Source organism: Kitasatospora sp. NPDC029312, from assembly GCF_055569215.1.
Genome location: NZ_JBVHXY010000020.1, coordinates 66,850 through 79,768 on the forward strand (window position 1 = coordinate 66,850; position 12,919 = coordinate 79,768).

General features: G+C 73.6%; 9 protein-coding genes. 7 read left to right on the forward strand and 2 right to left on the reverse strand.

The window, feature by feature from the left end:
- The first annotated feature begins 18 nt into the window (after positions 1 to 18).
- Positions 19 to 1,833 (forward strand): helix-hairpin-helix domain-containing protein, encoded by a 1,815-nt coding sequence (locus tag ACZ4WV_RS18405; RefSeq protein ID WP_465747853.1) that lies wholly within the window; start codon positions 19 to 21, stop codon positions 1,831 to 1,833.
- Between the two features lie 147 nt (positions 1,834 to 1,980).
- Here ACZ4WV_RS18405 and ACZ4WV_RS18410 read toward each other — a convergent pair whose 3' ends face one another.
- Positions 1,981 to 2,853 (reverse strand): carbohydrate kinase family protein, encoded by an 873-nt coding sequence (locus tag ACZ4WV_RS18410; protein ID WP_465747855.1) that lies wholly within the window; start codon positions 2,851 to 2,853, stop codon positions 1,981 to 1,983.
- Positions 2,854 to 2,856: 3 nt separating this feature from the next.
- Complete coding sequence (locus ACZ4WV_RS18415) at positions 2,857 to 3,801, reverse strand: pseudouridine-5'-phosphate glycosidase (protein ID WP_465747857.1); 945 nt, start codon at positions 3,799 to 3,801, stop codon at positions 2,857 to 2,859.
- A gap of 138 nt (positions 3,802 to 3,939) precedes the next feature.
- On the opposite strand from ACZ4WV_RS18415, the gene ACZ4WV_RS18420 reads away from it, so the two are divergent.
- From ACZ4WV_RS18420 to ACZ4WV_RS18445, 6 genes are all read left to right on the forward strand, one after another.
- Complete coding sequence (locus ACZ4WV_RS18420) at positions 3,940 to 4,875, forward strand: LysR family transcriptional regulator (protein WP_465747859.1); 936 nt, start codon at positions 3,940 to 3,942, stop codon at positions 4,873 to 4,875.
- Between the two features lie 97 nt (positions 4,876 to 4,972).
- Complete coding sequence (locus tag ACZ4WV_RS18425) at positions 4,973 to 6,709, forward strand: peptide-N4-asparagine amidase (protein WP_465747861.1); 1,737 nt, start codon at positions 4,973 to 4,975, stop codon at positions 6,707 to 6,709.
- A gap of 442 nt (positions 6,710 to 7,151) precedes the next feature.
- Positions 7,152 to 8,735 (forward strand): purple acid phosphatase family protein, encoded by a 1,584-nt coding sequence (locus tag ACZ4WV_RS18430; protein WP_465747863.1) that lies wholly within the window; start codon positions 7,152 to 7,154, stop codon positions 8,733 to 8,735.
- Between the two features lie 236 nt (positions 8,736 to 8,971).
- On the forward strand, positions 8,972 to 9,742 hold the full coding sequence (locus tag ACZ4WV_RS18435) for a (2Fe-2S)-binding protein (protein ID WP_465747865.1): 771 nt from the start codon (positions 8,972 to 8,974) through the stop codon (positions 9,740 to 9,742).
- 189 nt (positions 9,743 to 9,931) lie between these two features.
- Positions 9,932 to 11,533 (forward strand): APC family permease, encoded by a 1,602-nt coding sequence (locus ACZ4WV_RS18440; protein WP_465747867.1) that lies wholly within the window; start codon positions 9,932 to 9,934, stop codon positions 11,531 to 11,533.
- Complete coding sequence (locus ACZ4WV_RS18445; RefSeq protein ID WP_465747869.1) at positions 11,530 to 12,765, forward strand: CaiB/BaiF CoA transferase family protein; 1,236 nt, start codon at positions 11,530 to 11,532, stop codon at positions 12,763 to 12,765. The genes ACZ4WV_RS18440 and ACZ4WV_RS18445 overlap by 4 nt, the downstream gene beginning before the upstream one ends.
- Positions 12,766 to 12,919: the final 154 nt, after the last annotated feature.

Here is a 12,919-nt window from a genome sequence, read left to right on the forward strand (position 1 = left end):
CGAACCTAGACTTGCCCCATGCCCCGGCTCAACGACCAGGTCAGGGAACTGCTCCAGGAGTACGCCGACCTGATCAACATCACCGGCGGGGACGCCTTCCGGGCCCGCGCCTACGAGAAGGCCGCCCGAGCGGTCGGCGGCCACCCCGAGGACCTGGCCGGTCTGGACCTCAAGGGCCTCCAGCAGATCCCCGGCGTCGGCAAGTCCACCGCAGAGAAGATCGCCGAGTACCTGGCCACCGGCAGCATCCCCGCGCTGGAGACCATGCGCGCCAAGATCCCGGCCGGCGTGCGCGAGATGATGGCCGTCCCCAGCGTGGGCCCCAAGCGCGCCCTCTCCCTCTACCGCGACCTCGGCATCGCCTCCGTCGACGAACTCGCCGAAGCCGTCCGCGGCGACAAGCTGTCCGGCCTGGCGGGCTTCGGGGAGCGCAGCGGCGAGAAGATCCTGCACGGCATCGAGCTGATGCGGCAGTCCGGCGGCCGTACCCTGCTCGACACCGCCATCGAGCTGGCCGACCAGGTGGTGGCGGCCCTCTCGGCCGTCCCCGGCTGCACCCGCTGCGCGTACGCGGGTTCGCTGCGCCGGATGCGGGAGACGGTGGGCGACATCGACGTGCTGGCGACCGCCGCCGACTCCGCCCCGTTAATGGCCGCGCTGACCGAACTCCCGTACGTGGCCGAGGTGATCGCGCGCGGGCCGACCAAGACCTCCGTCCGCACCACCCAGGGCGTCCAGGTGGACCTCCGGGTCGTCCCCGAGGAGGACTGGGGCGCGGCCCTGGTCTACTTCACCGGGTCGAAGGCGCACAACATCAAGCTGCGCACGATGGCGGTGCGGGCCGGGCTGAAGCTCTCCGAGTACGGGCTGTTCCAGGTGGGCGACGAAGCCCGGAAGCGACGTGGGACGGGCACCGGCAAGGCCGCGAAAGCTCCTCGGAAAGGCGCTGAGAAGGGCGCCGAGGAGGAAGGCGCCAAGATCGTCTCGGAGACCGAGGACGAGGTCTACGCCGCGCTCGGCCTGCCTTGGATCCCGCCGACGCTGCGCGAGGACCGGGGCGAGATCGAGGCCGCGCTGAACGGCGAACTCCCGGACCTCATCCAGGAGTCGGACCTACGCGGCGACCTGCACACCCACACCGACCTCACCGACGGCCTGGCGACCCTCACCGAGATGATCGACACGGCGGCGGCGCGCGGCTACTCCTACTTCGCCGTCACCGACCACGCGCCGGACCTGGTGATGCAGCGGATGACCGACGAGAAGATGCTCGCCCAGCGTGCGGAGCTGCGCCGACTGGCGGACCGGCACCCGAAGTTGCGGCTGCTGCACGGCACCGAGCTGAACATCGGCCCGGACGGCGGCGTGGACTGGCCGCCCGAGTTCCTGGCCGGCTTCGACATCTGCGTGGCGTCCGTGCACTCGCACTTCACCCTCGACCGGGCCGCCCAGACCCGCCGGCTGATCCGCGCCTGCGAGAACCCCCACGTGCACGTCATCGGCCACCTCACCACCCGCCGGATCGGCCGGCGCGGGCCGATCGACGTCGACCTGGACGCGGTGTTCGCGGCCGCCGCCCGCACCGGCACCGCGATCGAGATCAACAGCGCCCCGCAGCGGCTCGACCTGCGCGACGAGGACATCCTGCGGGCCAAGCGGCACGGCGTGCGCTTCGCGATCGACAGCGACGCGCACGCCACCGGCCACCTCGCCTACCCGCGCCTCGGCATCGGTACGGCCCAGCGCGGCTGGCTCACCACGGAGGACGTGGTCAACGCCTGGACGTGGCAGCGGCTGAAGCGCTTCCTCCGCAAGGACGCCCTGCGCGCATAGCCCGGCCCCACCGCCCTACGCGCATAGCCCCGCCCCACCGCCCTGCACGGATAGCCCCGCCCCACCGCGCGACCGACCCGCGGACCCGGGCCCCCAAAACCCTCGCCGGGCAGCACCCCGACCGGGCAGCCCCCTCGACGGCACCGCCTACCCCACGCTGGCCCCCGGCGAGGCCAGCACCCGGGCCGCACTGCGGTGCCCGAGTCCGGCAGCCAGCCGTAGGTCCCCGGTGTCCAGGAAGCCGGCCAGGAAACCCGCCGCGAACGCGTCCCCCGCCCCCGTGAGGTCGCGCACCTGCGCGACCGGCGGGACCGGCACGGTGAACAGCCCCTCGCCGGGCACGTCGACGGTGGTCGCCTCGGCTCCGGCTTTGGTGACCACCGTGGAGGCCGTCAGCCGGGCGCGTTCCGGCCCCGGCAGACCGTCCACCAGCAGCCCGAGGAAGGCCGACTCGGAGCGGTTGGCGAACACGAAGGTCGGCGCCAACTGGCCCAGCAGGGTGAGGAAGCGCTCACGCCCGAACTGCTCCAGCATGCCCGTCGACGAGGCGTCCACCGAGGTGGTGCCGCCCGCCTGCCGGACGCGGGCGAGCGCGTCCACCGCGGTGGCGCCGACCGGCTCGCCGTCGAAGGAGTAGGCGGGCACGTGGAGGTGGGTCAGGCCGGCGAGCCACTCCTCGGGCACGCGCTCCAGCAGCCTGGCGGCGCCGCGGTCGGGCAGCATGGTGCGCTCGCCGTCCTGGTCGATGAGGACCACGATGCTGCCGGTGCGGCCGTGCCGCTGGACCCGTACGTCCACGCCGTGGTCCCCGAGTTCGGCGACGACGCCGTCCCCGATCGGGTCCGCGCCGACGCAGCCGAGGAAGCGGGCCGGGTACCGCCCGGCGGCGAAGCAGGCGACGTTGGCCGCGCTGCCGCCGCGCCGCCGGAAGACCCGGGCGCTGGAGTCCGTGCCGTGGCGCAGCGGGCCGTCGACCCAGACCACGATGTCCTCGACGAGGTCGCCGAGCACCCCGAGCACGGCTCAGGCCCCGGTCGACGCGGCGGCGGCCAGGGCGGTGGCGATCTCGCCGCCGAGGCGGACGTTGCCGCGGTAGACCTCGACGTTGACCTCCAGACTGCGGCCGCCGGTGTCGCGCTGGATGAAGTCCAGCAGGAAGGGCGTGGAGGCGTTGCCGGTGACGCCCTGGCGTTCGGCCTCGGCCCAGGCGCGGGCCAGGATGCCGTCCAGCTCCTCCGGCGGCAGCTGCTTGGCCGGGTCGACGGGGTTGGCGATCAGGACGGCCTGGGGCAGGTCGAGCCGGTCGCGGGCGTCGATCACCCTGGCCGCCTCCTCGGGCGACTGGACGCTGAAGTTGATCTCGTGGCCGGAGTCGGTGACGTAGAAGCCGGGGTACTTGGTGGTGCGGTAGCCGATGACCGGGATGTTGAAGGTCTCGAAGCGCTCCAGGGTGGCCCGGATGTCGAGGATGGACTTCACGCCGGCGCTGATCACCGTGACCGGGGTGGCGGCCAGGGTGGTCATGTCGGCCGACTCGTCGAAGCTCTCGGAGGCACCGAAGTGGACGCCGCCGAGGCCGCCGGTGGAGAAGACCCGGACGCCGGCGCGGTGGGCCAGGAAGGCGGTGGCGGCGACGGTGGTGCCGCCGTGCCGGCCGAACGCGGCGACCACCGGCAGGTCGCGCAGGCTGACCTTGTCCAGGCCGTCGGAGGCGGCGAGTTCGGTGATCTGCTCGGTGCTCAGACCGACGGTGGGCACGCCCCCGTGCACCCCGATGGTCGCCGGGACGACGCCCGCCTCCCGCAGCTGCTGCTCGGCCTCCAGCGCGACGGCCAGGTTGCGCGGCCGCGGCAGGCCATGGGTGAAGATGGTCGATTCGAGGGCGACCACGGGCCGCCCGTCGGCGACGGCCTGCGCGACCTCCTGGGAGACCTTGATGGCGGGGGTGCTGGTGGGCAGTCCGGTCATGGTGGGAGCCTCCTGTGAGATGCCACTGCGGTGGGGCAACGCGATGATCAGCGTATGGACGGCTCGGATCGGAATCCAGAATGAGTCCTGGGACTTCCGATAGCCGGTCCCCTATCAGTTCGTCCTAGGCTGACCGGCATGGGTCTCACCTTGCGTCAGCTGGAGGTCTTCCTCACCGTCGCCGAGACGCTGCACTTCGGACGGGCCGCCGAGCGGCTGCACATCTCGCAGCCGACGGTCAGCCAGGAGGTCGCCCGGCTGGAACGCACCGTCGGCGTCGAGCTGTTCGACCGGAGCCGCCGCTCCGTCACGCTGACCGAGGCGGGCGGGGTGATGGCCGCGGAGAGCGCCCGGCTGCTCGAACAGGCCGAGTCACTGCTGACCCGGGTCCGGCTGCACGAGGAGTCCCGGCTCGGCACCGTCCGGATCGTCGCCTCCCCGAGCGTGGTGAACCGGCTGCTGCCCGCCGTGGTCAGCCGGGCCGAGCAGGAGCTGCCCGCGCTCACCACCGCCGAACTCGCCGTGGACACCGGGCAGGTGTCCACCACACTGGCCGCCGAGCTCGCCGACATCGGCCTCGGCCGCTTCCTGGAGGAGGTGCCCGGCTACCGGCTGGAGCGGATCGCCGACGAGCCGGTGCGCGTCGCCCTCGGCCGCGACCACCCGCTGGCCGGGCGGACCGGCCTGCACCTCGCCGAACTGCGGGACCTGCCCCTGCTGTCGTGGCCGCGCGAGCAGCACCCCCGGTACTACGACCACGTGCTCGGCCTGTGCGCGGCGCACGGGATCGACCCGCCCGTCCTGGTGAGCCCGCCGCGGATCGTCGGCTCCCGGCTCTACCTGCTCGCCCGCAACCGCGCCTTCTCGCTGGTGCCCGCCTCGATGACCGGCCACCTCACCGAGGACGTGACCACCGTGCGGCTCGAGGGCCGGGCGACGCTGCCGCTGGAGATGCAGTGGCGGACGGACGACCGCCGCCCGACGCCGGCGGTCCTGCGCGACCTGATCCGGCAGGAGGCAAGGGCGCTGGAGGAGACGCAGGCACCCGGCGGAAGGCCCGGTGGCCGCTCTTGACGCTCTTGACGCTCACATGCCACCGCCGGAAGGATGCCCGGATCACCCACCCGGCCCGTCGCGCGCCGACGGGCCGCCCGACCCCGGGGGATCCGCCTTGGCCCTGCGCCCGCCGCTCCGCCGCACCGACGCCCCAGCCCTCGACGCCGACAGCCGCGGCACCCCAGCCCACGGCAACCGAGCCCACGGAACCGTCCTGCGCCGCACCACCCGCCTGCTCGGCGCCGCCGTCCTGACCCTCGCCGCCACCCTCACCGCCGCCGGCCCCGCCCACGCCGACTTCGGCACCGACTACCACGACCCGGTCACCGCCACCAAGCCGCTCACCCGCCCCGACACCCGCTCCTGCACCGTCGAGGTGATGCACGAACGCGAGTTCCGCAACGGCTACGGCAGCCCGCCCGACACCCCCTACACCACCACCGTCGCCCCGCCCGCCGACTGCGCCGGGCCGTGGTCCGCGGTGGTCATGGACCTCCACGGGCAGGTCGCCGGGCGGCAGTTCGACCGGATCTTCAGCGTCCGTGTCGGCGGCGTCCAGGTCCAGCTCTCCTCCACCCCCGAGCCGTCCAAGGACGGCATCCAGTGGAACGTCGAGCGCGACCTCACCCGCTACGCGCCACTGTTCACGGCCGGACCGCAGCCGTTCTCCCTCGACCTCGCCAACGTCACCGACGCCACCTACACCGGCGTGTACCGGATCTCCGCGAGCCTCACCTTCTACACCGCGAACGACCGCTGGCCCGCCGCCCACGGCGCCGACCAGCTGCTCACCACCGGCCCGTTCGCCCTCACCCAGGCCGCCCCGACCGCCGGACGCGAACTCGCCTTCCCGCAGAACCTCCAGCGGCTGACCGCCGAGGTCTACGCCCGGGGCGGCGGCGCCTGCGAGGAGTTCGCCTACGCCTCCGCGCCGGACGCCTTCGTCGCCGCCAACCCCTCGATGGGCGCCTGCGGCAAGGGCCCGTTCCGCGAGCTGCGGCTCGCTGTGGACGGCCGGGTGGCCGGCGCGGTCTGGCCCTACCCGGTGATCTACACCGGCGGCTGGGACCCGCTGCTGTGGCGGCCGGTGCCGGGCATCTTCGCCTTCGACCTGCCCGCCTACCGCCTCGACCTCACCCCGTACGTCGGCCTGCTGCTGGACGGGCGCCCGCACACCGTCGGCATCACGGTCAACGCGAGCGAGGCGCAGAGCAACGACGTCTGGACGGGCCAGGTCAACCTGTTCGCCGAGGTCGACCACGGCGCCGACCGCACCTCCGGGCAGCTCACCGACTACCGGGTCGCACCCGAGGCGACCGTGGGCACCGAGCTCACCGACCACGGCGGGGGCAGCGGCGACTGGACCGTCACGGCCGCCCGGCACGACCTCGCCCGGGGCTGGGTGCAGACCTCGCACGGCCGGATCACCACCGAAGTCCGCGACGACCTCACCTTCGACTCCGCCCAGCAACTGCGCGACAGCGGCAACGACGTGACGCTGCACAACGGCACGGACCTCACCCGCACCACCGCCACCTGGGGCGGCGGACCGCACCGCACCAGCACCGTCCACGAGAGCGAGCCGCTGGACGTCACGTACAAGGTGACGCGTGACGCGGCCGGGAACACCGACCAGCGCACCGCCATGGACCTCGGCTACCACCGGGACGCCACCGCGGCGACCGGCGGCCACCTCACCGAGCGCTCGACCGTGGACCACACCCTGCGGCCCACCGCCCAACGCCACGACGGGGACCGCACCGTCCGGACCGGCAGCAGCACCGAGGACTACCGCAGCACCGGGCCGGACGGTCCGTACCACCGGACACTCGGCTTCGTGGACGGCTGGTGACGCCCGGCGGGGCGCGGGGACTCCCGGCGGAGACCCCCCGGCCCACAGCCCCCCAATCTGCGAAATTGCCCGAATTGGGCCCTTTCACCCCTGGTGTACACGCCGCAGGAGGGGCATCATGGGAGGTGGACCTGCGAGGTAGCTGAAGGAAGTTCGACCGCAGGAGGCAGTGGCGACAGATCGAGACGGATCAGGGTCTGCCGCTGGTACCTCGGTCGACGATCGAACAACCGGCCGGAGGACGTGAAGTCCGGAGGCCACCCCCACCTCGTAGGTTCCGCGCGTCCACGGAGCACCCCCTCGGCTCCGTGGACGCGCTCCATCCCCCCCCCGGCGGAGCGCGCCGTCATTCGACGGCCCGGAAGGCTCAGCCGCCGCACGCCGGGAAAGTTCACACGGCCGGTCCGGCGCGGTTCACCCCCGCCCGGTGAAGCTGGCCGCCATGAACGCATCCACTGGACGTCCACCCGTCAGCAGGCGCGGGCTCCTCGCCGGGGCGACCGGCCTCGGCCTCGGCGGTGCCGTCTCCCTCTCCGGCATCGCGCCCACCCCCGCCGCCGCCTCCCCACTGCTCTGGGAGCGGCCGGACCGCTCCGGCGCCCCACGGGTGGGCGGGCTGCACCTGCAGTTCGGCTCGGACGCCTCGCGCGAGGTCACGGTCTCCTGGCACACCACCGAGTCCGTCTCCAACCCCCGCGTGATGTACGGGCCTTCGCACGGCGGCTTCGGCCGCAGCGAGCAGGCCGAGACCCGCACCTACCGGGACGCCGCCTCCGGCACCGAGGTCCAGGTGCACCACGCCCGGCTCACCGACCTGCACCCGGACACGGACTACGTCTACGCCGCCGTGCACGACGGGGCCGCCCCCGAACTCGGCACCGTCCGCACCGCCCCGCGCGGCCGGGCCGCCTTCACCTTCACCAGCTTCGGCGACCAGGGCACCCCCACCCTCGGCAAGAAGACCGCCAACGGCTACGTCAACGACAACCTCGGCAGCCCCGCCGCGGGCGACACCACCGCCGGGGTCGAGCGGGTCGCCCCGCTGTTCCACCTGGTCAACGGCGATCTCTGCTACGCCAACCTCGCCACCGACCGGGTCCGCACCTGGTCCGACTGGTTCGAGAACAACACCCGCTCGGCCCGCCACCGCCCCTGGATGCCGGCCGCCGGCAACCACGAGAACGAGCGCGGCAACGGCCCGATCGGCTACGGCGCCTACCAGACCTACTTCGACCTGCCGGACGCCGGCTCGGACGACGAACTGCACGGCCTCTGGTACGCGTTCACGGCCGGGTCCGTCCGGGTGATCAGCCTCAACAACGACGACGTCGCCTACCAGGACGGCGGCAACTCCTACGTCCGGGGCTACTCCGGCGGCGCCCAGCAACACTGGCTCGAGCGGCAGTTGATCGCCGCCGACGCCGACCCCGGGATCGACTGGATCGTCGTCTGCATGCACCAGGTGGTGATCTCCACCGCCGACAAGTTCAACGGCGCCGACCTCGGCATCCGCGAAACCTGGGTGCCGCTGTTCGACAAGTACGGCGTCGACCTGGTGGTCTGCGGTCACGAGCACCACTACGAGCGCTCGCACCCGATCCGCGGCCAGCAGCCGACCGACACCCGCACCCCGGTGCCGTCCGCCACCGACACCGGGACCGTTGACACCACCCGCGGCACCGTCCACATGGTCATCGGTGGCGGCGGCACCTCGGCCCCCTCCAACCAGCTCTTCTTCACCCCGCCCAAGGCCCGCGTCATCACCGGCGTGGGGCCCGTCGACAAGGCGACCGGGAAGCGGCCCCCGGTCTACGTGATCGAGGACGCCCCCTGGTCCGCCTTCCGCGACGCGGACAACCCGTACGGCTTCGCCTCCTTCGACGTCGATCCGGGCGAACCTGGCGGCGACACCACCATCGACGTGACTTACTACGCCGTCAGCGGCCCCTACGGCGACCTCGTCCCGGTCGACCGCTTCACCCTCTCCCGCCCGCGCGGCGCCCGAGGCGGCGGCCGCGGACGCTGACGGCCACGGGCGGGCGCCCACCCGCGGGCGCCACGGGCCGAATGGGGCAGGCCCGGACGGCGGGGAACGAGGCGGTGCGGCACCGGCAGGACGGCCGCAGCGGTAGCGTTCAGCCCCGTGATCGGTGTCCGACCGCGCCCCTGGAGGCCCGCCCAGATGTCCCCGCACCCCCGCCCGGCCGAAGCCGGGCCGTCCGAGCGCGGTGCGGGGTCCGACGGCTCCACCGGGGAGAGCCGTTGAACCCCGCACCCGACCCCCACGGACAGCCCGTCCACCCCGGACAGCCGGATCACCGCAGGCAGCCGGACTACGGCCGACTCGCGGCCGTCGGCCCGTACTTCGCGCTCGACACCTCGCCGGGCGCCCCGCCGCCGGACTTCCGTCCGCTCCCGGAGCTGTACGGCACCGGGCCGGACGCGCCGCTCGCCGCCCGGATCCGGGTGGTGGCCCAGCGGCTGGGCACCGCCGAACTCCGCGTCGCCGCCTCGATCCTGCACCTCGGCCTGGCCGCCCGCTTCTGGTCGGTGGGCCTCGGCGCGGCCGTACTGCTGGGGACGGTCCCGACGCTGGAGCGGGCCTGGGTGCGGATTCCCGACCAGGGCCCGATCGACCTCTGGACTCCGCCCGAGCAGCCGTCCAACGGCACCGGGAGCCTCGCCGACCAGCTGCACGAGGCCGTCCTGCTGGGTCGGCTGGAGCCGCTCGCAGCGGCCGTCCGGGCCGCCGTCCCGCTCTCGGCGGGGCTGCTGCTCGGCAACGCCGCCTCCGCCCTGGCCGGAACCCTGCGGGTGCTGGACGCGCATGCGCCGGGCCGGGCCCGGGAGTTGGTCGCGGAGCTGCTGGACCGTCCGCCGCTGGCCGGGTCCGGCACCCTGCGGACGGGCCCGAACGGCACCGCCTTCCGCCGGACCAGTTGCTGCCTCTACTACCGGATCGGTCCGGGTGCGGGGCTCTGCGGCGACTGCTGCTTCACCCGGCCGCCGGCTGCGCGCAAGCGGAACGCCTGACGACCGGGGCCTCCCGGACGGCCGAGACCTTCACAGGAGAGGGTCGTCCGCCCCTCGCCCCTGTCCGCCAAAGGCAGGTTTCCCCGCGGCCCCGGCCCGAGCAGAATCCCCGAGCAGAATCCCCGAGCAGATTCACCGAGCGACCCAGCACTCCCCCGAAGCATCACGACACGTTCCCAGGAGCAGGTCTTGACCGATGCCAGTGCACGTGCCACCACTCCCGACTCCCCCTCCCCGCACGCGAACGCAACCGCCGAGGCGGACGCGAAGGCCCAGGCCGAGGCCGAGGCCGACGCCGGGCGGCTGGCCGACCTCGGCTACACCTCCGAGTTCAGCCGCGACATGAGCCTCTGGGCGAACTTCTCGCTCGGTTTCACCTATCTCTCCCCGGTCGTGGGGGTGTACACCCTCTTCGCCTCCTCGCTGGCGACCGCCGGCCCGCCGATGGTCTGGAGCTTCCTGATCGCGGGCACCGGCCAGCTCCTGGTGGCGCTGGTGTTCAGCGAGGTGGTCGCCCAGTTCCCGGTGACCGGTGGGATGTACCCGTGGGCGCGCCGGCTCTGGGGCCGGACCTGGGGCTGGCTGACCGGCTGGGTGTACCTGCTGGCGCTGATGTCCACCATCGCCGCGGTCTCCTACGGCGCCGGACCGTACGTCGCCGCGCTGTTGGGCGTGGAGCCGAGCACGGCGACGACGGTGTGGTGCGCACTCGGCCTGCTGCTGCTCGCCACCGTGATCAACCTCGGCGGCACCAAGGTGCTGTCGGCGGCGGCCGTGTTCGGCTTCGCGGCCGAGTTGTCGGGGGCGCTCGCGGTCGGCGCCTGGCTGTTGCTCACCCACCGCTACCACGGCCTCGGTGTGGTCCTCGACCGCTTCGGCGCGGGTGGCGACGGCGACTACACCGACGCCTTCCTCGCCGCCGGACTGATCGCGGTCTTCCTCTTCTTCGGCTTCGAGGCCTGCGGCGACGTCGCCGAGGAGGTACCGAACCCGGGTCGACAGATCCCCAAGTCGATGCGGCGCACCATCTACGTCGGCGGTGCGGCGGCGATCGGGGTCAGCCTGGCGCTGGTGATGTCGATCAAGGACATCGGCGCGGTGGTCTCCGGCGACGACAAGGACCCGGTCGCCGCGGTGCTGCACGACGCCTTCGGCGCGACCGGCGCGCGGGTGGTGGTCGGCGTCGTGCTGATCTCGTTCCTGTCCTGCGTGCTGAGCCTCCAGGCGGCGGCGAGCCGACTGGCCTACTCCTTCGCCCGGGACCGGATGATCGTCGGCAGCCGACTGCTGGCCACCGTCTCGGACCGGCTCCGCGTCCCGCCGTACGCGCTGCTGCTCTCGGCGGCGCTGCCGGGCGTGATCATCGTGGGCGCCTCGGCGCTCTCCGAGGGCGCCCTGACGAAGATCATCTCCTTCTCCAGCATCGGCATCTACCTCGCGTTCCAAATGGTGGTGCTCGCCGCCCTGCGGGCCCGGTTGCGCGGCTGGCGCCCCAGCGGGGACTTCCGGCTCGGCCGCTGGGGCCTGGCGGTGAACATCGGGGCACTGGTCTACGGCGTCGCCGCGATCGTCAACATCTGCTGGGGCCGCACCCCGGACGCCGCCTGGTACGACGACTACCTGGTGCTGCTCTCGGCGGTGGTGGTGCTCGCGGCCGGCGGGCTCTACCTCCTACTGGCCCGACCGCACCTGCGCAGCGACGCGCCCTCCGGCGACGCGACGGCGGGTGCTACGGCTACGGCTACGGCTACGGCTACGGCTACCGCAGCGGCTGAGAGGGACGTCGTATGACGGGCCTGCCGCTCGACGGCGTGCTGGTCGCCGACTTCGGCCGGGTGCTCGCCGCGCCCTACCTGACCATGCTGCTCGCCGACCTCGGCGCCGACGTCATCAAGGTCGAGCGGCCCGGCACCGGCGACGAGACCCGCGCCTGGGGCCCGCCGCACGCCCACGGCGAGGCCACCTACTTCCTCTCCGTCAACCGCAACAAACGTTCCCTCGCCCTCGACCTGCGCGATCCCTCCGACCACGCCCGCGCCCGCGAACTGGTGCGCCGCGCCGACGTGCTGGTGGAGAACTTCCGCCCGGGCACGATGGACCGGCACGGCCTCGGCCCGGCGGACGCCGAAGCCCTCAACCCCCGCCTGGTCTACTGCTCGATCACCGGATTCGGCGCCGGCCAGGGTGCCGGACTGCCCGGGTACGACCTGCTGGTCCAGGCCGTGGGCGGTCTGATGTCCGTCACCGGCCCGGCGCCCGGCGAACCGGTGAAGACGGGCGCCGCGCTGGTGGACGTGCTGACCGGGCTGCACGCGGCGGTCGGCGTACTGGCCGCGCTGCGCGAACGCGAGGCCACCGGACGCGGGCAGCGGGTGGAGGTGAACCTGCTCTCCACGCTGCTCTCCGGTCTGGTCAACCAGTCCGCCGGCTACACCCTGGCCGGGGTGGTGCCCGGCATCCTCGGCAACCGCCACCCGTCCATCGCCCCGTACGAGGTGTTCCCGGCCGCCGACCGCCCGCTGGTGGTCGCGGTCGGCAACGACCGGCAGTTCGCCGCCCTCTGCCGGGGCCTGGACGCACCGGAACTCGCCACCGACCCTCGTTTCACCACCAACGGCCGCCGGGTCGCGCAGGTCGAGGTGCTCGCCGCCGAGCTCTCCGCCCGGCTCCGGCGGCGGACCGCCGCCGAGTGGTTCGCCGTGCTCACCCCGCTCGGCGTGCCCTGCGGCCCGGTCAACGACCTGGCCGGGGCCTTCGACCTCGCCGACTCGCTCGGTCTCAGCCCCCGGGCCACCCTGCCCGGCCGGCACGGCCGGGACGGACCCGACGGCGAGGACGGCGACGAGGGCGGGAACGGCTGTCCGATGGAGCTGGTCGCCAACCCGATCGGCCTCTCCCGCACGCCGCCCCGCTACGACCTGCCGCCGCCCCGGCTCGGCGAGCACACCGCCGAACTCACCGCCTGGCTCGACGGCCCGACCGCCCCCGCGCCCGGCGCGTCCCTCGAAGCACCCGAAGCATGACGGGGCCCCAGGCACGAACGGGCCCGGGGGGGGGGGGGGGGGGGGGGGGGGGGGGGGGGGGGGGGGGGGGTGGGGCGGCCCCCCCCCCCCCCCCCAGAAAGAGAGTGGCGGAGAAAAAAGGGACGACGACACCCCCCGCCCCCTCCGGACGGCC